Origin of the sequence: Bacillus sp. TH25 (assembly GCF_016650935.1) — a bacterium.
GTDB lineage: Bacteria > Bacillota > Bacilli > Bacillales > Bacillaceae_G > Bacillus_A > Bacillus_A mycoides.
In genome coordinates, this window is the sequence record NZ_JAEKEU010000009.1 from 790064 (window position 1) to 812668 (window position 22605).

General features: G+C 35.7%; 13 protein-coding genes, 1 pseudogene and 1 riboswitch. Of the genes and pseudogenes, 1 reads left to right on the forward strand and 13 read right to left on the reverse strand.

Features of this window, described 5'->3' with window-relative positions; all coding sequences use genetic code 11:
* Window position 1 precedes the first annotated feature (1 nt).
* The 6 genes and pseudogenes from JFT89_RS08620 to JFT89_RS08645 form a co-directional block, all read right to left on the reverse strand.
* A pseudogene (locus tag JFT89_RS08620) lies at window positions 2-300 on the reverse strand (hypothetical protein).
* Between the two features lie 113 nt (window positions 301-413).
* Window positions 414-2780, reverse strand: a complete 2367-nt coding sequence (locus tag JFT89_RS08625; protein WP_201039759.1) for a DUF6359 domain-containing protein — start codon at window positions 2778-2780, stop codon at window positions 414-416.
* Window positions 2781-2997: 217 nt separating this feature from the next.
* The gene (gene hemY / locus JFT89_RS08630) at window positions 2998-4419 is read right to left on the reverse strand and encodes a protoporphyrinogen oxidase (protein WP_033706504.1); all 1422 of its coding nucleotides are present in this window, start codon (window positions 4417-4419) and stop codon (window positions 2998-3000) included.
* A 19-nt stretch (window positions 4420-4438) separates the two neighbouring features.
* Window positions 4439-5374: a ferrochelatase gene (gene hemH, locus JFT89_RS08635; protein WP_002064141.1), complete on the reverse strand. Its 936-nt coding sequence runs from the start codon at window positions 5372-5374 to the stop codon at window positions 4439-4441.
* Between the two features lie 14 nt (window positions 5375-5388).
* Window positions 5389-6435 carry a uroporphyrinogen decarboxylase gene (hemE, locus tag JFT89_RS08640; RefSeq protein ID WP_201039760.1) on the reverse strand — a complete coding sequence of 349 codons (1047 nt, stop codon included), beginning with the start codon at window positions 6433-6435 and terminating at the stop codon, window positions 5389-5391.
* A gap of 189 nt (window positions 6436-6624) precedes the next feature.
* Entirely contained in the window at window positions 6625-8742 is a 2118-nt protein-coding gene (locus JFT89_RS08645) for a transglycosylase domain-containing protein (protein ID WP_002011154.1), read from the reverse strand.
* 127 nt (window positions 8743-8869) lie between these two features.
* Between JFT89_RS08645 and hmoB the strand changes: the two genes are divergently transcribed.
* Window positions 8870-9373 (forward strand): heme-degrading monooxygenase HmoB, encoded by a 504-nt coding sequence (hmoB, locus tag JFT89_RS08650; protein WP_201039761.1) that lies wholly within the window; start codon window positions 8870-8872, stop codon window positions 9371-9373.
* Window positions 9374-9472: 99 nt separating this feature from the next.
* Here the strand turns inward: hmoB and JFT89_RS08655 are convergent, their stop codons facing one another.
* The 7 genes from JFT89_RS08655 to JFT89_RS08685 form a co-directional block, all read right to left on the reverse strand.
* Entirely contained in the window at window positions 9473-10891 is a 1419-nt protein-coding gene (locus JFT89_RS08655) for a PH domain-containing protein (RefSeq protein WP_201039762.1), read from the reverse strand.
* Window positions 10884-11360: a PH domain-containing protein gene (locus JFT89_RS08660; protein WP_002064136.1), complete on the reverse strand. Its 477-nt coding sequence runs from the start codon at window positions 11358-11360 to the stop codon at window positions 10884-10886. Before JFT89_RS08660 ends, JFT89_RS08655 begins: the two co-directional genes overlap by 8 nt.
* A gap of 74 nt (window positions 11361-11434) precedes the next feature.
* Window positions 11435-11731 carry a protoporphyrinogen oxidase gene (locus tag JFT89_RS08665; protein WP_201039763.1) on the reverse strand — a complete coding sequence of 99 codons (297 nt, stop codon included), beginning with the start codon at window positions 11729-11731 and terminating at the stop codon, window positions 11435-11437.
* Between the two features lie 258 nt (window positions 11732-11989).
* Window positions 11990-12985 carry a hypothetical protein gene (locus tag JFT89_RS08670; RefSeq protein ID WP_201039764.1) on the reverse strand — a complete coding sequence of 332 codons (996 nt, stop codon included), beginning with the start codon at window positions 12983-12985 and terminating at the stop codon, window positions 11990-11992.
* A gap of 799 nt (window positions 12986-13784) precedes the next feature.
* Complete coding sequence (locus JFT89_RS08675; protein WP_201039765.1) at window positions 13785-21113, reverse strand: SpaA isopeptide-forming pilin-related protein; 7329 nt, start codon at window positions 21111-21113, stop codon at window positions 13785-13787.
* A gap of 60 nt (window positions 21114-21173) precedes the next feature.
* Window positions 21174-21264: riboswitch (cyclic di-GMP riboswitch) on the reverse strand.
* A gap of 172 nt (window positions 21265-21436) precedes the next feature.
* A complete protein-coding gene (locus JFT89_RS08680; protein ID WP_002064129.1) occupies window positions 21437-21973 on the reverse strand; it encodes a TetR/AcrR family transcriptional regulator in 537 nt (178 codons plus the stop codon).
* Window positions 21974-22294: 321 nt separating this feature from the next.
* Window positions 22295-22540, reverse strand: coding sequence for a CPCC family cysteine-rich protein (locus tag JFT89_RS08685; protein WP_087944598.1), 246 nt, complete (start codon window positions 22538-22540; stop codon window positions 22295-22297).
* Window positions 22541-22605 lie beyond the last annotated feature (65 nt).

Here is a 22605-nt window from a genome sequence, read left to right on the forward strand (position 1 = left end):
TTTACGGCGTACCAGCCAATCCCCACAAAATAACAACAGCCGCAAAATAAATGGCTTTAATAGCTACCACTAAACATAATGTAATAATTGCATATTTACTTAATTCTCTTCTTGCACCGATTAAAGTAAAAATAACCGCCAAACTAAACGTTATATAGGAAGTTGCGGTATTTATTAAGTAATACATACTATCTAGATTCTGTGTAAGCCCTGTTATATCAGCTACAAACTGAAGCATGACGATCGTACTAAAAAAATTGCAAGCTGATTCATTGATTTTCCGTTTATTCGGGCTACCATATGTCTACACCTCCCCTGCACTAAAGAATGAATATTCAATCTATTTTATCGTAAGAATTCCTAATAATGTAAAAGAACGCTTAATATATTTCTAAGCGTTCTTTCTCGACTATTTAAGAAGCTTTCTTCAAATCAATTTGAACAAGTACTGGATCGTGGTCACTTACACGTCCATGTTCTTTCATAATGTTTGAGTTTAAGTGTACTGGGTCTACAATTGTGTGCGGTGCGATGTTATTTGTTACTAAAATATGATCTAGCACTTGTGCGTTACCTTCATGAATGTACGTATAGCGGTTCTCTTTCGGCACTGTGTTTAACATGTCTTTTAATATCGTTCCCTCTAGTGCTTCTAAAGGTTTAGAGAATTCAAAGTCATTCATATCACCTAATACAACAACTGGTGCATTTGTATTCTTTTCTTGAATACCTTGTACGAAATGATTCACTTCTTGTGCTAGTTGAACTCGTTTTTCTTCACTCTTTAATACTAGCGGCTGCACTTTTCCAAATGGCGTTGCATCTCCTAGTTTTGAGTTTAAGTGATTTGAAATGACAACAACGTTTTGTCCTTGGAATGTAAATTCTGCAGCTAACGGTTTACGTGTACTTTCAAATAAAGGATTTTCGTCTCCAATACGAACTACATTTTTATCTAGTAACTTCGGTACTGTCGCTAATTTCACACGAGATGGGTTATAGAAGAAACCGACGCGAATATTCGCTCCAGGTGCCCCGCCGTCTTGATTGTTGTTCGGCGCAATTTCTACATACTCATACTTCGGTCCACGAATTTCTAATACAGCATCAATGATACGTTTTGCGCTTAAAGATGCATCAGTCGTACCGTCATTGATTGCTCCATTATTATCTTGCATCTCTTGTACACCGATAATATCAGGCATTTTTAAATTATATTTAATAGAATAAGCTAACGCTTTCACTTTTTCATCTGTTGTTTCTTTTTTGTTCGCTGAGAAGTTTTCAATGTTATATGTAGCAACTGTTAACTTATCAAGACGCGGCTGAATATTTGCCCCTACTTGCTTAAATCCGCCGTCCACTACAGATGGTAATTCCGTTACTGGCGAAATGCGGAACGAACCGTAGTCATATCCTACTACGCCTGTTATATCTCCAGTGAACGTATCGCCTACTTTCGCGACATAATCACGAGGTACTTTTACAGAAAGGCGCTCTGGATTTAATTGCTCTTTATCTAATAAAGGTGTACCATACTTCGTTACTACTTTATCTCCGCCATTTTTTACTGTTACATATAAATTACCGTTTTTCTGCGGAGCGATAATTTTTGGTGTTGGCATCGTAACGCGCATACCTTCTACACTTTCATAAAAGTCGATTGCATCTTCATTTGGATCAAATAGACCAAATGCATCATTATCGATAATTTGATCAGGGATTTTCACACCGTTTTCTCCTAATACAATCGGCGCTGGTAAAGGTTGATCTTTTGCGATTACAGCAACGCGACTCGCCTTAATTTCCGTCGTCGTTAAGTCTGTTTCAAATCGCTCTGCATATCCAGGTCCAACATATTCTTCTACTTCTCCATCAACTTGGACAAGATCTCCCACTGCTACATTCGCATCTTTTTTGTATACGTAAATACCTTCAGAAGTAGCTGGATCATTATCCGGCTGATTATCTTCTATATAAAAACCATTTTTATCAAGCGCTGTGACAACGCCTTCCACATTGTTTACTTTCTTCCCATTGTAAGGAGAAATATGTGATTTCCCTTGAATATCATGAATACGAACTGGTTCATTTGTTACGATTATAAATGAAAATGTCGAAACTGCTGAAGAAGTAAGCCCTTCTTTTTCAGCGATTGCTTTCACTACACTATTTTCATTCACTACAATTTGTCCGTTATAACGAACATTTTTATTTGTAGGATTAGAGCCATCTAACGTATAGTAGATTGTTGCTCCTTCTGTATTCGTTGTTAATGTTACTGCTGTTCCTTTTGCAACTTCCCCACCATTTGGTGATGCCACTACATCGCTAACGCGGTTTTGTTCTTCTCCTTGAAACTTATGAGCTGTTACTGATTTTAAACCTGGGCTACCGAAATATAACTCAAGCGTCCCTGTCAACCTAACTTTCTTCCCGATATTTTCAGGATGGTCTTTCACATTTACTGCCGATCTCACATCGCCTTTTGGCAATTGAACAGGCATGATTTTGTCTGGATTCGTTTCGTTTGGCGAATCGGCAATTGCCACGTTTGTGTCGTCAAACTTAGCCGGATCTTTCGTGTATTTAGAAGGACTTTGCGTATACCCAACGATATATCCTTCCACTATCCCCTTCGTTTTCCCTTGCTGCTTAAATACTTGAATTGCTTTTTCTACTGACATAGAAGTAGTTTCTTCCGCCTGCGCTAAAGTTCCAGTAAATGAAAGCAATAACATCAATGATAAAAAGACACTTAATAATTTCTTCACAGCCATTTCCCTCTCCCTATTTCATATTTTCTCAACATTTCTATCATATCAAATGATTCGTTATATAGAACTATATTTCGACAAGTTTTACACAAAATTTATTTAATTTACAAGTTTTCAAACTATAATACAAAATAACTTATATAGCTTTATTGACTAAAGGTATTTTATCCAATAAACAAAACGCCTTCAATATAATTGAAGGCGTTTTGTTTGAAATATTTTAATGTGCGACTAATTTAGTCTCCATTACTTTCTCTAAATGAAATAACACACGTTTCGCCGCTAACTCACCTTGCTCAATACAAGCCGGAAGACCAGAACCAGCATAAGAACTACCTGCCAAATACACACCTGGCAATTCTTCCTCCATAAATGTTGTGAGCTTCTTCATTCGCTCTTTATGGCCTACTGTATATTGAGGCATTGCTTCTTTCCAGCGGCTTACAATTGTAAACTCTGGATCCTCTGTAATATCCATTGTCTTTTGTAAGTCCTCTAATACGAGCTGTACAATTTCTTCGTCAGTTTGTTCAACAATCGCTTCATCACCTGGGCGTCCGACGTAACAGCGAAGAAGCGTTTTTCCTTCTGGCGTTGTATGTGGCCATTTTTTATGTGTCCACGTACACGCTGTAATTGTATAATCACTATTTCTTGATACGACAAATCCGGTACCATCAATATCACGCTGAATTGCAGACTTTGGGAAAGCAAGTGCCACGTTTGCAACTGATGTAGACGGAATGTTACGGAAGAAACGAAACTGCTTATACTGCGCAAACATAGATGGCAATACTTTATGCGGCGTCGCAACTACAATCGCGTCTGCTTCCATTTCTTTTCCGTTACTAAGCGTAATCGTATAACTATCACCAAGTTTTGCAACCTTTTCGATACGAGTTCCCTTCATTACCATATCATTAGGAATCTTCGTTTCAAGAGATTCTACTATAGATTCTAAACCGGTTTTCACAGTTTTAAAGATTCCTTTTTTCAATTCAGCCTTCTCTTGCTTTGGAGCGAGCGTACGCATACCGAGTGAAATACTACGGTGCTCCTGTTCAATTTGATAAATTTGAGGGAATGTTGACATTAAACTCATTTCATCAATATCCCCTGCATAAATACCAGATAATAATGGCTCAATTAAATTTTCAACGACTTCATTTCCAAGGCGATGCCTGAAAAACTGCCCGAGTGATTGATCAGAAACTGGTTTTGATCTAGGCATTAATAAGTCAAAACCAGCTCTTAGTTTACCAATTGGGGAGAACAATCCGGAAAATAGAAACGGCGTAATTTGCGTTGGAATTCCCATCATTGAACCGCTCGGCATTTTATGTAACCGATTGTTTACGAGAACGAACGATTGACCGGCCTTATTATTTACAAGTTCAGCATCAAGTCCTAATTCTTTCACTAATTTAGCTGCGCTCTCTTTTCTTGCTAAGAAAGAATCAGGACCGCGTTCAATTGTAAATCCATCTTTTTGAACGGTTTGAATTTTCCCGCCAAGTTTACCAGACGCTTCTATAAGCAATGCATCTATCGGCAAGTTTTTTTCACGAATTTCTTTTTGTAAGTTATACATTGTTGTTAATCCTGTGATGCCACCGCCGATGATCACAACTTTTTTCCTCAAGTAAGCTCCCCCTTTCTACTTACATTACAGATTCTTTTTTCTTTAATACTACATCTGCTAAACAGTCGATAAATGCGTCCGACGCGTTAGGCATTTCGGGACGATAATATTTCGCGCCAATTTCATCTGTTACAACTTTACACTCAAAGTCATTGTCATATAAAACTTCTAAATGTTCCGCAACAAATCCAACTGGTGCATATACGAATGAATTGTAGCCGTATTTTTCATTTAGTTCTCTCGTTAAATCTTGTACATCTGGACCAATCCAAGGATCTGGTGTATTTCCGGCACTTTGCCAGCCAACTGCATAATTTGCTACTTCAGCACCACGTGCAATATAGTCAGCTGTTTCGTTTAATTGATCCGGGTATGGATCGCCGAGTGCGATAATTTTTTCTGGTAAGCTATGTGCAGATACGATTAACACTGCTTTTTCACGTTCTGCTTCTGACATACCGTTATATATACCTTTCACTGCATCGACCCAATACTGAATAAATTTCGGTTCTTTATACCAGCTATCGATGCCGTGAATTGTTAAGTTTCCAAGTTTTTCTGCTTCTTCTTGCGCTCGTCCTACATAAGACTTCACGCTAAAAGTAGAATAGTGAGGGGCAAGAACGAGTGCAATTGCATCTTCTATTCCATCTTCATGCATAGCTTGTACTGCATCTTCAATGAACGGTTCAATATGTTTTAAACCAAGATACATGTGGTACTCTACTTCATCTTGTATTTCATTTAAACGCGTTTCTAACTTTTTAGCTTGCTCTAATGTAATAGTAGCTAAAGGAGAAATACCACCAATTGCACGGTAACGCCCTGTTAAATCTTCTAGCATTTCAGGACTTGGCTTTCTTCCTCTGCGAATATGTGTATAGTAACGTTCAATATCTTCTTCTTTATATGGCGTTCCGTATGCCATTACAAGCAAACCAATTTTCTTTTTCATACAGACAATCTCCTTTACTTCGCTAACTGTTCTTTAGAGTACTCATGAATAAATGTAGTTAAGCGTTTTAATGTATCTGGATTTACTTCTGGGAATACGCCGTGACCTAAGTTAAAGATATAACCTGGCTGCTTCATCCCTTGATCTAAAATACCTTTTACATGTTCTTCAATAACAGGCCAAGGTGCTAATAAGAATGAAGGATCCATATTTCCTTGTACCGCCTTGTGAACACCACGTGCGCGTGCTTCTTCAATCGGTAAGCGCCAATCTAAACCTACTACATCAAGCGGTAAGTCGTGCCATTCATTCACTAAATGTGCAGCACCTACGCCGTGCATAATCATTGGAACACCCACCTTACGAACTTCTGCAAAAATACGCTCCATCGCTGGTTTAATAAATATACGGTAATCCGCTACATTTACTGCTCCAACCCAAGAATCGAAAATTTGAACCGCTTTTACTCCTGCGTTAATTTGCGCTTTTAAATATGTAATAACCATATCTGCTAGCTTATCCATTAATGCGAACCAAGCTTTCGGCTCTGCATACATAAACGCTTTCGTATTATGATAGTTACGAGAAGGACCGCCTTCAATCATATAGCTCGCTAACGTAAATGGAGCTCCTGAAAAACCGATTAACGGTACATCTAACATTTCTGTCGTTAATAAACGAATTGTATCTAGTATGTAAGGTACGTCATCTTCTGGATTGATTTTCCCTAATTTTTCTACGTCTTGTAAAGAACGGATTGGATTATCGATAACTGGACCAATGCCAGATTTAATTTCCACATCAACACCAATTGCAGGTAGTGGTGACATAATATCTTTATAAAGAATTGCTGCGTCTACGTTATATTGATCAACTGGCAACTTTGTAACGTAAGCGCACAACTCTGGATTATGTGTAATTTCAAATAAAGAATATTTCTCTTTTATCTTTCTATATTCCGGCTGTGAACGACCTGCTTGACGCATATACCATGCTGGTACATACTCTGTACGTTCCCCCCTACATGCTTTTAAAAATGTCTCATTTATAGTTCTTACCAAGACCCTAGCTCCCTTCCTTACCAATGCTTTTTCTTTAAATATGCTCTATTCCGATATTTATCTTTTTTTACTATACAGCTTGTAAAAACAAAATGCATAACATTATGTACGTTGTTCATTAAATTGACACAAACGTTCGTAAAAACGTTTACTATTTTCACAACATTCTTATTATAGCACAGAGAAAAACTACGGTTTAGCTACTTTTGACTTTTCTCCTTCACGGTTCGTTTGTGTGTTATATGGCACAACGTAAAAACTTGGTTTTGAGAATATATTAATAAACTTTTCCTCATATTTCCCTGTTCCTTTTGCCGTTCCAACGTGAGTATGAATTCCTTTTTCAACTTTATAAATCCGGTACATAATTCGCTCATCAGGAAGCGGCGTCCAGCTTAGTTTCATTGCAAATAAACCGAAAGGACTAAATGCTAGTTTTGCTTCCACGTTTTGAATCTTATCTAAACGAATTGGCAGTCCAATTGTTTCAACACCTTTTGGCCTATGAAAACTCGCTTTATCTTGTATATTTGCTTTCGTTAAAATCTTTTTAAATAACATCGTTGCAGATGCATTTCCATCTTGTAATTGATGCTCTTTATCGGTGCGGTCATAGCCAATCCAAACTGCACCTACTAAATTCGGTGTATATCCAACGAACCACATATCACGCGCACCATTGTCATCATTCGGCAGTGAAGTTGTGCCTGTTTTTCCAGCTAAAGCTCCATTATATACGCCAGCTTTCGCCGTACCTTCTTTCACAACTCCTTCAAGCATCTTTGTCATATACCATGCCGTTTGCTTCGAAAAGACTTTCGTTTCAGCTTTTGATGATTCTCCAATGACTGCTCCGTGTCTATTTAATACTTTATCGATAACGTGCGGTTCGATAATATTCCCGTTTGCTAAAAAAGATCGGTACATTTTGACAAGATCAAATGGAGACACACCATTTTTTAGCCCGCCAAGTGCTGTGCTTAAACCTGAGTCCGCAATATGAACATTCCCTTTCTCTAAATATTGCTTTCCCTCATCTACCCCTAATTCATTTAATAAAGATACAGCTGGCACATTTGCTGATTCTAATACCGCATCGTACATCGTCATCTCTTTCGTATACTCATGATTATAATTTCGAGGTTCATAACCTTCAAACGAACTCTTTTCATTCGTTAATAAAGAATATGGATTATATTTCTTCGTCTCAAGTGCAGGTCCATATACGATAAGCGGCTTTAAAACAGAACCAGGCTGCCGCTTTGCAAAAACGCGATTAAGCCCTCTCGGAACATACTCTCTTCCGCCAATCGCGGCTTTAATTCCGCCAGTCTGATTATCCATTAATAAAAATGCACCTTGCGCCCCGTTTTCTTTACCAGGGAAATTTCTCGCATCTTGAAACTGGTTATATGCTACCTTTTGAACTTTTTCATCCATCGGTACGACAAACGTATATCCTCCGCGCAGTACTTCTTGATGCGATAAACCATATAAACGCGCCGCTTCATCTATAACCATATCGATATACGGCATATATGCGAGTTCACGTTCATCTGAATTTTTATAAAGAGCGATTGTTTTCCCTTGGTAACGAACACTATCTTCCGCTGTTAAATAGCCTTGTTTATGCATAAGTGACAAAACAAGATCACGGCGCCCTTTACTCTTTTCTAGGGATAAGTACGGTGAATAGCCATTTGGTGCTTTCGGAAGCCCTGCAAGCATAGCTCCCTCTTCCACTGTTAAATCTTCTACATTTTTATTAAAATACAACTTTGCTGCCGCTTGAATACCATATGCCCCATGACCGAAATAAATATGGTTCATATACATTTCAAGAATTTGCTGCTTCGTATATTTTTGCTCTAATTGAAGAGAAATTGCGACCTCTTTCAATTTACGCGTAAATGTTTTTTCGCGAGTTAAAAAGACATTTTTAGCTAGTTGCTGCGTAATCGTACTACCGCCTTCTACCTTCTCTCCAGCTAACGCGTCTTTATAAAGCGCCCGAAATATAGAAGGGTAATCAATTCCTTGATGCTCATAAAAACGAGAATCTTCCACAGCAATAAATGCTTGCTGCACGTACTTTGGAATTTCTTCAATCGGCACGAGCTCTCTATTTTCTACATATAACTTCGTAATTTCTTTTCCTTTCTGGTCAACGATACGTGATGAAGAGTGGAAAACAAGCTGCTTTTCATCCATCATATAGCCACCAGTTAACACAATAAGTTTATAGAGTACAATCGCTACTACGAACGTTGCTACTCCGCCTAATAAAGTCCACTTTGCTTTCTTCATACATCGGCCTTCTTTCCAAATGATGGTACATTTATTATTTGAAAAAGAAGTATCTTTATGTATATAATCTTCGAAGTTTTTTAAGAGAATTGATATAATAGAGACAAACCATAAAGGGGGCATTAAAATGAAGGCTATTATTTCATACGAAACACCTCTAGAACAAGCACATTTCACTGCAAAAAATAACGAAAAAGATATGTTTTATAAAGAAAATACTGAAGAATCTGTAGAAGGCTCGCTTCAGTATGACGTATTAGACGCTGTTGGAGAATTTAAAGGACAACCTGGCTACATCGTTTGTAACAACATTTCTGTAACAGACGAAGGTCGCCCTGTATTTGAAAACCGTTTTAAAAACCGTGCTGGTCTAATCGAAAATGAGCCTGGCTTCCAAGCAATCCGTGTTCTTCGCCCATTAAGTAATGATACATATGTCATCTTAACGATGTGGGAAACTGAGCAAAACTTTAAAGACTGGACAGAATCACGTTCATTCGAAAACGCTCATAAAAAACGCCCTGCACAAGCAGAAGGACAAGCTCCGGCTCCGGCGCATCCACATGCAGAACAGCAAAAAAGTATTTTCTCTCGCCCGTCGTTCGTGACTACTTTTGATGTGTTAGTTTAATTTTCGGAGTTCGGAGTCGGCGGTATGCGAAATTATATCGGCGCAACTCGAAATATATCGACTTATCGACAAATGACGACACACAAAAAGGAAACACCATTACACACTGGTGTTTCCTTTTTCTTTGTACCAATTATATATGCGAAGCGCGTCTTCTTTTCGCATATGCTTCACTTCATAACCATGTCCCGCCACCGCTACAGCAGCTGTACATAACTCGTCTTTCTTTTGAAAATAAGATTGATTGTATCCGACCACTTGAATATGCCTTCTTCGCATGATCCCTGTATATTTCGCGAGACCTCGGTGCACCATTACTAACTGATTGTCTCGTATCATATATCCACCACTTTTATATCTAGCGTATGCAAGTATTGTAAATACAATACATAGCGGTATAAGAACGAACAACGCAGTATGTTGTTTAAAATATATACTCGCACCAGCGATTGGCACAGCGAGCACAGCACTTGTAATCCAGCCCATTACGACGTAACGGCGTAATGCAGCCTTCGGTAAATGAACGATTTCCTCTTCTATTTCATATGGCAACTGTAAATAGGCAAGTAGCTGCTGTACATCTTTTTTCTTCATGAAAGGATGTAACATCACTTCATTCCCTGCCGCTTCTATACTTTGAATGACTTCCACTTCGACAGAGCAATAACCGAAAGGCTGGCGGAGAATTCCTTCTTTCACAGTAATTGCTTGAATGCGGTGGAGCTTTAAGACAAACTCTTTCTTATCAAATAACCCTTGCACAATACGAATTTCATTTCCGTTTCGCTCTATTTTAAAGTTCGCATATTTTAGCGCATAACCAGCTGTCGAAACGACCCACGAAACCGCCATTAAAATCGCGGCCATAACGATTAATTCATATACACCGTTATCCATCACATACGCTTCCACTTTATTTATGAGCCATTCTGGAAGAAATTGATTAAACTCTGTGTAAATAAGAAGTAATCCAGAAAACACTAATCCGAATCTACCAGACGTAATGGAAGCTACTAAAATCTCTTTCATCGTTAACTGATAAATCGTCTTACTTTCTTCTGCCATGGGTACTTCTTCACTCGCAGCGCTTCTTTTTTTATTTAATAAGGCAATCAGTTCCTTCGCTTCATCTTCTTTAATACCAGCTAACATCACTTCCGGCTCACTGCCGCCGCCCGCTACTTCTATATTTAATTTCGTAAGCCCAAGCATTTGATAAATGACATTAGAAGATGTACTAATGTTTTGCACACGGTCTTTATTTAAATAACTTTCCTTCTTCACAAAAACACCGTGTTTAATATGTACAATATTATTTTCAACCCAGTACACTTTGAAATACCATTTTATAGCTGAGAAAATTGCCATAATAAATAATATAGCCAAAAGAACAAGATGAAAGAAATACCAAGGTTTTACTTCACCATCTGAACGAAATAAAACAAGAAAAATAAAAGGCAACAAAGTCGCAATTCGAATACCTAACAATATCGTGATTGGATGTTGCCTCTTATACATCCTCATCACTCACTTTCGCAAGCTCTCCAATTTGTCTTTTCAACTGCTCTGCTTCTTCTTTCGTTAAGCCTGGAATACTATGCGAAGTTGCCGCTGTTGAAATATGTAATTCTGCTAAATTATACTTTCTCATAATCGGCCCTTGCTCAATCGTTACGTGCTGCACACGAATCATCGGAATAAGCACGCGTTTTACAACGAACATTCCCTTTTGAATCTCAATCTCTTCTTCATTTAATCTATAACTATAATAACGTTGACGTAAATTTGGAAATACCAAATAATCAAGTGGTATGTATATAACTGCTCCTGTCACTAACAAACCAAACAACCAGCCCCACCAATTAAAATTAATCATAAAAAAGAAATACGCAATTACGACTGCTAGTATAACTGCCGCCCCAATTAAAGCGTGAATTCGCCACACTTTCAGCATATTAGAATGAATCTCCCTTTCTAACGGCTGCATCTCATCACTCCAATTATATGAATTTATTAATTATATATTAGTTGGTATATACAATTTTGTAAAATTATAGTTTTCTACATCGTATCCATTACTTCTTTAAAATTCCCTTCATTAATCGAATACACTTGAAACTGAATGTAATCTATTTCATTCGTATTAGGACGAGCAAATGGCAAAATAGTAAATTTAGAAGCAGATTTTCCTAACATATCTGTAACCATAAGAGTAACATCTATATACTCAAAATCTATACGGAATGCTACCGATTCGCCTGTAAATTCATAATCTTTAATCGCATCATAAGATTTATTCGCACTAATTAACGTCACTTTTAATAGTTGGTTTAAATTTTCTGGCTTGAAATTAATCATGGACACAACTCCTTTTCTTAATAAAACACTATGAAAATAGTGTAATCTTTTACTTTCATAGCCTCACACATTCATTATATTAAAAATAAAGCTAGTTTTTTATAATTTTTTTGATATAATTACTTACGGGAAACGGGAAGACATTTATCTTCCCTTGTGTTTTTATTTGCATCTAGTACTTTTGCTAGATGCTTTTTTTTATGCTAAACAAACTTAAAAAGGTATCCTCAAATACTTTGAGGATACCTTTTTATCGATTTAGTGTATTTCAATAATTGTACCATCTTCAAATACTTTGAATACGCCAGTAAATCCTGGTCCAGCTGCGCCTTCTATTTTATATGTCGTACGCACTCTAATTTGATAATATTTCTTTCCATTTTCTACTTGCGTATTCTCTAGTGTGTAATCATATTCTTCTTTATATTCATTTTTGATATATTCTTTAGCTTTCTCAAAAGTAAATGCATCTTGCTTCTTCTCTGTCTCTACCTTTTGATTCTTTTCCGTATCCACTTTTTGGTTCTTCTCTGTCGCTACCTTTTGATTCTTTTCTGTCTCTGCTTTTTGGTTCTTTTCTGTTACTGCCTTTTGATTCTTTTCTGCCTCTGCTTTTTGGTTCTTTTCTGTCGCTACCTTCTGATTCTTTTCTGCCTCTACCTTTTGACTCGTTACTGCATCAGTTTTTTGTGCCTTCGCTGCTGCCGTTACATTCTTTGCAGTTTTTTCCTCTTCACCAATTTTAGTGATTAATCCTACAGCTTTTTTATTATATTCTTCAAGGTTCTTGTTATCTTTTGTTTCTGAAACTAGCTTATTTAGTAACTCTTTCGCTTCTGCATAATTTTTCTTACTTATTAACTCTTCACCTTTCACCAGTTGTTCACTATACTTCTTTTTTTGTTCTAAGATAGCTAGTAATGCTGTTCGTTCTTCCTTTGCTTGTTTTATAAGCGCATTACTTCCATCCTTCACGCTCTCTACTTTTTTAAATGACTTGATCGATTCTTCTAACTTTGCTTCGTCTTTTAGCTTCACTGCTTCAATCATTACTTTCGTTTGTTCTACAAGCACTGTTGCATCTGAATCATCTTTTTTCTCATCTAATGCTCGTTCAAATGATGATAAAGCATTTTTATATTCTTTATTCGTTAACGCGGTCTTCCCTTCATCCATTGCTTTGTCAAAATCCCCATTACTACATCCAGCTAGCATTAAAAACGTAAGTCCAATTACCGTTAATAACTTTCTCATTTTCTCTCCCCCTATATATACCTAAAACAATAACATCATATGTATAAAAGTCTGTGTAGTAATTAGACTGAAAGTAAATATGTACTGTACATTTCATTTACTATCATTACTTAAAACTCCTAAATAGTTGGTAGTTGGTTTTCTTCTTCTTTTAAGACAGAAAGGAATTTTAAATAAAGCCCTTACTCAGAATCTTTACTACACACACTCTTATACACATAGAAAAATCATTTTTCGTTTATAGTTTGCTATTTCTTCAGCTTTAAATATTCTCAGCTAATTGGAATACAAACTATAATCTGTAACATACCGAAAAGCAACAGAAAACAAAACGTAACAAAAGTCACGATTCGTAACTATCTTGTAACACAAATGTAACATAAAGGTTTTAAACATACAATAGTTTTTTTTACATTATTTTCCCCCTCTACATTTTAAGATCCAATAAGATTCCAACCCTAATTTCATCTCCCACCTACTATTGGACTATCGCTCTTCAAACGCTTTAAGAACGGGACTTATTTCCTAAATCGTTAAAATTAATTACATAGATTGCTCTTTTTCAACAAAACACTACGAAAACGTATAACCTTTTCCTTCCATACCTTTACACATCAAATATATATAATAAAGCTAGTTTTTATACTTTTTTTGAAATAAGCACATTCGTGAAGCGGGAAGACATTTATCTTCCCTTTTGTTTTTTATTTGCAGCTAATTCTTTTGCTAGATGCTTTTTTATGCCAAATAAAGATAAAAAGGTATCCTCAAATACTTTGAGGATACCTTTTCACTTTTATTATCTTTGCTGTTTTCTACCTAATACGAGTAATCCAAAACTCATCATTACAAGAAGTGCTCCCATATATGGTTCCACAGGCATTTTCTGCCCTGTCTTCGGTAATTCTTTTTCAGGTTTCTCTGGATTCGTTGTTCCAGGCTTCTCTGGGTTCATTGCTCCAGGTTTTTCTGGATCTGTTATTCCAGGCTTCCCTGGATCTGTTGTTCCAGGCTTCTCTGGATCTGTTGTTTCCGGTTTTTCTGGATCTGTTGTTCCAGGCTTCTCTGGATCTGGTTTTTCCGGTTTCTCTGGATCTGGTTTTTCTGGACCTGGTGGTGCTAAATGACTCAATTCGTTTAATACTTCTAATTGAACTGAATTTATCATTCCTTTTGTGATTTCAAATGGAATTGGATTAGTTAATTTTTCATATCCTTTTGGTGCTTCTACTTCTACAAGTGTGTAGTTACCTACAGATAGATCTGAGACTTTTGCTTTTCCTTCTTTATCTGTTGTTACTCTCGCTACTACTTTACCTTTTTCATCATGAACTTCAAACACAGCTCCTGATAATATATTCTTGCTTTCAGCAGCCATTTTTGTAATTTCCACTGAACCTTTATCTAACTGTTCATTCTCTACTTTCAATGATAAAACTTTCGTCATACCTTTTGTAATTTCAAATGATACTGGTTCTGTTAACTTCTTGTAACCTGGTAAGCCTGCTTTTTCTACTAATTTGTACTTTCCTACAGATAAGTCTGAGAATTTTGCTTTTCCACTTTTATCTGTTGTTAATTCCTTTACTACTGTTCCAGCTTCATCTTGTACTTCGAAGACTACACCTTCTAATGCTTTTTGGCTCTCTTTATCTACTTTTGTAATTTCTACTGAACCTTTGTCTAATAGTTCATTCTCTACTTTCAATGATAAAACTTTCGTCATACCTTTTGTAATTTCGAATGATACTGGTTCTGTTAGTTCTTTGTAACCTGGTAAGCTTTCTTTCTCTACTAATTTGTACTTTCCTACAGATAAATCTGAAATTGTTGCTTTTCCTTCTTTATCTGTCGTTACTTCAGTTACTACTTTGCCTTGCTCATCTTGCACTTCGAAGACTACGCCTGCCAATGCTTTTTGGCTCTCTTTATCTACTTTTGTAATTTCTACATTTCCCTTGTCTAACATTTCGTTTTCTACTGTTAAAGTAAGAGATTTTGTCATGCCTTTTTCAATTTGGAAAGTAATAGGATCGACTAATTGCTTATATCCTTTTGGTGCTTTTACTTCTACCAACTTGTATGTTCCAACTGATAAATTAGTAACTTGTGCGTGTCCTTTTTTATCTGTCGTTATTTTAGCGACTACTTGTCCTGCTTCGTCTTGAATCTCAAATACTGCATCAGCTAAAGCATCTTTCGTTTCTTTGTCTACTTTTGTAATTTCTACATTTCCTGTATCCACTAATTCATTTTCTACAGTTAATTGTAATGCTGTTACTCTACCTTTTTCAATTTCGAATGAAATTGGTTTTTCTAGTGGTTTGTATCCGGCTGGTGTTTCTACCTCCACCAAATCATACTTTCCAATAGATAAATCTGAAACGTTTGCCTTTCCCTCTTTATCCGTTTTTACTTTTGTTACTACTTTCCCTTTTGAATCACGTACTTCAAATACAATACCTTCTAATGGTGCTTTACTATCTTTGTCTATTTTTGTAATTTCAACATTCCCCGTATCCACCATTTCGTTTTCTACAGTAAACGCTAGAGATTTTGTCATACCTTTTTTAATTTCAAATGGTACCGGCTTTTCTAATTTTTTGTATCCTGGTAAGCTCTCTACTTCTACCAGCTTGTACTTTCCTACAGATAAGTCTGAAACGTTTGCTTTTCCTTCCTTATCTGTTGTTACTTTTGTTACTACTTTGCCAGTTTCGTCTTGAACTTCGAAGACTACACCTGCTAACGATACCTTATTATCTTTATCTATCTTCGTTATCTCTACATTTCCCGTATCTACCATTTCATTTTCTATTTTTAATGATAGGACTGTCGTCATACCTTTTTTAATTTCGAATGATACTGGTTCTGTTAATTTTTTGTATCCTGGTAAGCCTGCTTTTTCTACTAATTTGTACTTTCCTACAGATAAGTCTGAGATTTTTGCTTTTCCCTCTTTATCTGTTTTTACTTCTGTTACTACTTTGCCTTGCTCATCTTGCACTTCAAAGACTACGCCCTCTAATGCTTTTTGGCTGTCTTTATCTACTTTTTTAATTTCTACTGAACCTTTGTCTAATAATTCATTCTCTACTTTTATTGATAAAACTTCTGTCATACCTTTTTTAATTTCGAATGATACTGGTTCTGTTAATTTTTTGTATCCTGGTAAGCTTTCTACCTCTACTAACTTATATTTTCCTACGGATAAATCTGGAATCGTTACCTTTCCTTCTTCTCCCGTAGTTACTTTTGTTACTACTTTTCCTTTTGAATCACGTACTTCAAATACAATACCTTCTAATGGTGCTTTACTATCTTTGTCTATTTTTGTAATTTCAACATTCCCCGTATCCACCATTTCGTTTTCTACAGTAAACGCTAGAGATTTTGTCATACCTTTTTTAATTTCAAATGGTACCGGCTTTTCTAATTTTTTGTATCCTGGTAAGCTCTCTACTTCTACCAGCTTGTACTTTCCTACAGATAAGTCTGAAACGTTTGCTTTTCCTTCCTTATCTGTTGTTACTTTTGTTACTACTTTGCCAGTTTCGTCTTGAACTTCGAAGACTACACCTGCTAACGATACCTTATTATCTTTATCTATCTTCGTTATCTCTACATTTCCCGTATCTACCATTTCATTTTCTATTTTTAATGATAGGACTGTCGTCATACCTTTTTTAATTTCGAATGATACTGGTTCTGTTAATTTTTTGTATCCTGGTAAGCCTGCTTTTTCTACTAATTTGTACTTTCCTACAGATAAGTCTGAGATTTTTGCTTTTCCCTCTTTATCTGTTTTTACTTCTGTTACTACTTTGCCTTGCTCATCTTGCACTTCAAAGACTACGCCCTCTAATGCTTTTTGGCTGTCTTTATCTACTTTTTTAATTTCTACTGAACCTTTGTCTAATAATTCATTCTCTACTTTTATTGATAAAACTTCTGTCATACCTTTTTTAATTTCGAATGATACTGGTTCTGTTAATTTTTTGTATCCTGGTAAGCTTTCTACCTCTACTAACTTATATTTTCCTACGGATAAATCTAGAATCGTTACCTTTCCTTCTTCTCCCGTAGTTACTTTTGTTACTACTTTTCCTTTTTCATCTTGCACTTCAAAGGTTACGCCCGCTAATGCCGCGCCACTTTCTTTGTCCACTTTTGTAATTTCTACTAAACCTTTATCTAATAGTTCATTCTCCACTTTCATTGATAAGACTTTCGTCATACCTTTTTTGATTTCGAATGATACTGGTTCTGTTAATTTTTTGTAGCCTGGTAAGCTTTCTTTCTCTACTAATTTATACTTTCCTACTGATAAATCAGTAACATTTGCTTTACCTTCTTTATCTGTTTTTACTTCTGTTACTACTTTGCCTGCTTCATCTTTTACTTCAAAGACTACGCCTGCTAATGCTTTTTGGCTGTCTTTATCTACTTTTGTAATTTCTACATTTCCCTTGTCTAACATTTCGTTTTCTACTGTTAAAGCAAGAGATTTTGTCATGCCTTTTTCAATTTTGAAAGTAATAGGATCTACTAATTGCTTATATCCTTTTGGTGCTTGTACCTCTACCAACTTGTATGTTCCAACTGATAAATTAGTAACTTGTGCGTGTCCTTTTTTATCTGTCGCCATTTTAGCAACTACTTGTCCTGCTTCATCTTGAATCTCAAATACCGCATCAGCTAAAGCATCTTTATTTTCTTTGTCTACTTTTTTAATTTCTACATTTCCTGTATCCACTAATTCGTTTTCGACAGTTAATTGTAATGCTATTACTCTACCTTTTTCAATTTCAAATGAAATTGGTTTTTCTAGCGGTTTGTATCCTGCTGGTGTTTCTACTTCTACCAACTCATACTCTCCAATAGATAAATCTGGAACATTTGCTTTTCCATCTTTATTCGTTGTTACTTTAGTAACTACTTTCCCTTTTGAATCACGTACTTCAAACACAACACCTTCTAATGGTGCTTTACTATCTTTGTCTATCTTTGTGATTTCTACATCCCCTGTATCTACCATTTCATTTTCTACAGTAAATGTTAAAGACTTCGTCATACCTTTTGTAATTTCAAATGGTACTGATTTTTCTAGTTTTTTATAACCAGGTAAACTTTCTACCTCTACTAATTCATACTTTCCTACAGGTAAATCTAAAACATTTGCTTTTCCATCTTTATCTGTCGTTACTTTTTTAACCTCATTGCCCTTCTCATCTTGGACAACAAACGTTACTCCCGCTAACGGTGCCTTATTATCTTTATCTATCTTTGTGATCTCTACATTTCCCGTATCTACCATTTCATTTTCTACTTTTAATGATAGTACCTCGGTCATGCCTTTTTTGATTTCAAATGATACTGGCTCTGTTAATTTTTTGTAGCCTGGTAAGCTTTCTTTCTCTACTAATTTGTACTTTCCTACTGATAAATCTGAGATTTTTGCTTTACCATCTTTATCTGTTTTTACTTCTCTTACTACTTTGTCTGCTTCATCTTGTACTTCGAAGACTACACCTTTTAATGCTTTTTGGCTGTCTTTATCTACTTTTGTAATTTCTACTGAACCTTTGTCTAACTGCTCATTTTCTACTTTCAATGATAGGACTGTCGTCATACCTTTTTTGATTTCGAACGATACTGGTTCTGTTAATTTTTTGTAGCCTGGTAAGCTTTCTTTCTCTACTAATTTGTACTTTCCTACTGATAAATCAGCAACATTTGCTTTACCGTCTTTATCTGTTTTTACTTCTTTTACTACTTTATCTTTTTCATCCTGCACTTCGAAGACTACGCCTTCTAATACTTTTTGGCTGTCTTTATCTACTTTTGTAATTTCCACTGAACCTTTGTCTAACTGCTCATTTTCTACTTTCAATGATAAAACTTTTGTCATGCCTTTTTTAATTTCAAATGATACTGGCTCTATTAGTTTTTTGTAACCTGGTAAGCTTTTCGTCTCTACTAATTTGTACTTTCCTACTGATAGATCTGAAACGTTTGCTTTTCCATCTTTATCCGTTGTTACTTTTCTTACTACTTCACTTTTCTCATTTTGGACTTCAAATTCGACACCCGCTAATACTGCACCGTTTTCTTTGTCCACTTTTGTAATTTCTACATTACCCTTGTCTACCATTGCATTTTCTACTTTTATTGGGAATATGCCGTCCCCTGTTACATTTACTTCGAACTCTTTTTCTTTTAATTGGTATCCTTCAGGCGCTTTCGTTTCTTTTAAAATATATTTTCCTGGTGCTAACGGTTTAGAGATTGCCTTACCATCTTTATCTGTAACAATATGTTCAACTACTACACCGTCTTTTACTATATCAAACTCTGCATTTGCTAATGGCTTTTCACCATTTTCCGAATCAATTTTCTTTAATTCAATTTGACCCTTTTGCATGGTATTTTTAATTTCAATTGTTTTTGTTTCTCCAGCTTGAAGCGTAACCTCTACCGGACTTGTTAATTTTTGATATCCCTCAGGTGCTACTTTTTCATAAACTTTATACGTCCCAGGAGCTAAAGTTTGAGGTGCTGAAAAACCTTTTTCGCCTGTTTTCAGTACTGCAACAACCTTATCCTCACTATCTCGAACTTCAAATTCGGCACCTGTTAACTCTTTAGTCGGATCCTCAGCATCTATTTTATGAATAGCTACTGTACCGTCTTTTGGAGGTTCAGGCGGCGTAACCGTTACTTCATTTGATGTTAATTTCTTATCATCAAAATGTAATTCTGCTTTATTAGGAATCTTCTTATCTACGTAAGAAGATAAGTCTGCATCAGCTTTAATTTTCGCCTTAATATTCAAGTTAATTATCTGGTCCTCATATGACTTATAGTCAAAACTCTCACCGAACGTAAATATTACTTCACTTTTTTGTTTATCTATCTTTAGTGTTCCTTTAGAAGTAATATCTTGGCCATTTTGATCATACACTTTTGCCTCTAATACTTCTAATACATCTTCTAAATCATCACTAATTACCATAGATGTGTATTTAGGAGGATCGTTTGGTATATGTGTACCAACTTGATATTGAATAGGTTGATCCATTTGCGCTAACTGCTGATTCTCTACAAGCTTACCATTCTCATCAACTATATTCTTTTCAATACTAGGTGGATTATCGTCGCCTGAACCGGTTCCTCCCCCACCACTTACGAATACTTCTCCTACTTTTTCTTCAGTTTTAATATTTTTGCCTTCTAATTTCACTGTATTTTTATGAGGCTTTGCAGCGGGATTGGTAATCTTTGTTTTATATCTTAAAATATAACCTTTTGAACTGTCTGGAAATTCAATTGTAAATCCAGTCTTCGTTGCATTGATTTTAATTTTAGATAAATCTGCTGGCTTAATATTTGTTGGTGCATAACCATCTTCAAATACAGCCTCTTCTAATACTACACTGTCTGTAATTAACTCATGCCCAGGTCCTAATGTATCTGTTAATTTAAGATCTTGCATTTCTGTTCCAGTTGCATTTACATATACAAGCCAATCAGCAATGGACGGATCTTCTTGATTATAAGAACCCCATTTCAATAGGTTATCTGTATTGGGCTGCGGCTTCGGTCTCTCTGTCGTATTACTTACACTTACTTCTTTATTTACGATTTGACCATCAACGTTAAATTCTAATGGGATTTTTTGGACACCATCATATGCTTCTAGACCAAAGTAAAATTCTACGAATAAAGAACCTTTAACGTTATTCTTTCCTTCTACATAATCACCCATAGTACACGTTAATAGACCCTTTTTCATCTCACATGTACCAACTGTTTTGCCTTCAGCATCTTTTAAAGGAAAACTCATATTCATAAGATCTTTTCTAAATTCTTTTGGCATATCAATTGTGAATTGATCTCCACTTTTTATTTGCTCTTTAGCTGACCACTTCACTTCTACTTTCATACCATCTGAAGCCTGATATGGTTCAGATGTTGTGCCATCAGTACGAGAAATATTAATCTCGTCCACTGGATTTTTTATCACAGCGGCTTGAATAACTGGAGCCCATACATTCAGCACTGAAAATAATACTAGAAAAACTAATGAAACCATTGAAATGTGCCTTTTAGTACTTTTCGTTTGCATAATTTCCTCCTAATTTTTTATATTTATATAACAAAAAAAGACCGTCCGGTTGCATCAAAAATGTGCAACCAGACGATCTTAGTAACCAATATATTACCGTAGACTCTAAGCTTTGCGGCCTATCCTTTCGAATAGTGTGCTAAAAATATTTTTTTATTCTTTTTTTGTTTCATTTTCCTCTTAAACCAAATATTACTATACCGTCTGGACGGTTATAATTCAACACCCTATAAAATTGTTATATTATTCTAATAAAAAAAATAATTCACCATCGGATTAAATAGCCAACGGTGAATTATTTTATATTATATAGTTTGTATATTCTATTTATAAGAATATTTAACAAGAGCTCGAATCACTTTTTCTCTTAATTCGGGGCTTAGTCTTCCACCCCCTAAACATTCCGAATACCATAACCCATCTGCTGCTAATCTAATAATTGTTGCACAAACTGAATCCATTTCATCATTTTCTATATTATTTTGCAGTTGCTGAAATGATTGTTGTAACGGTTCAAGTAGTTCAGGTTTTAGCATTAATGCTGCCATCATACTACTAGACAACTCTTCTGTTCTTCTCTCATTACTTAATCTTTCCTCTACAAAAGAGCGCACCCATCTGCCTTTCCTCTCTGGGTCTTCCTCTACTTTATTGTGAATAGCCCCCTCATAATCCGCTACGCCTTTAAGTATCATACCTTCTATTAAAGCTTCTTTATTTGAAAAATGATACAACAGTCCACCTTTACTTACACCCGCTTCTTTTGCTACTGCTTCTAAAGTTAACTTAGCTACGCCTTTAAATTGAACAATTTGAGAAGCGGCGGCTAAAATTTTTTGCCGTGTTATGCTTGTACTCATTCCTTTTTAAAACCCCATTTCTACTAAAATTATATAAATGCGTATCTTATTTTTAATATTGTTGAGGACTACTAAGTATTTTCTTTATACAACAAAGGCTTCACTACCTTTAAATTGTTAGTTGCTTCTTCTATTAAAAATTTCCATATCACAATATGATAACATCAAATACACAACGTTGACTATACATCTATACTTTTATATTCATTCCTAATATATCCATGAATAGGATTTACTAGTTTAGCTTTTCCTATTATTTTATCATCTTTATTGATTTTCCTTATTAGACAACTGTAATTCTTTCAGTACTAAATAAACTGCTTAACAAATTTGCTTCCAACTAACATCCTTCACATCTTCACTAGTCGGCTTTCTAACTAATCCCACACAACATTCCTCGCAAGCGCCAAACGCAATAAAATTTTTCTGCGCTTGTCTTAACAAAACTTCATTTGCTCCGCCTTCAAAGTCAGGATCGTTAAATTGAACCTCATCATCTTCCCAATAACATATGTTACAAATTTCATATGTACCTGGTGGTTCTTCTTCTAATGTTTTATCCCGCATTAACGGGCAGTAAAACTCCCACCTCAAAATTCAGCTAGAACAAAGGAGTTAGGCGGAAGATCAAC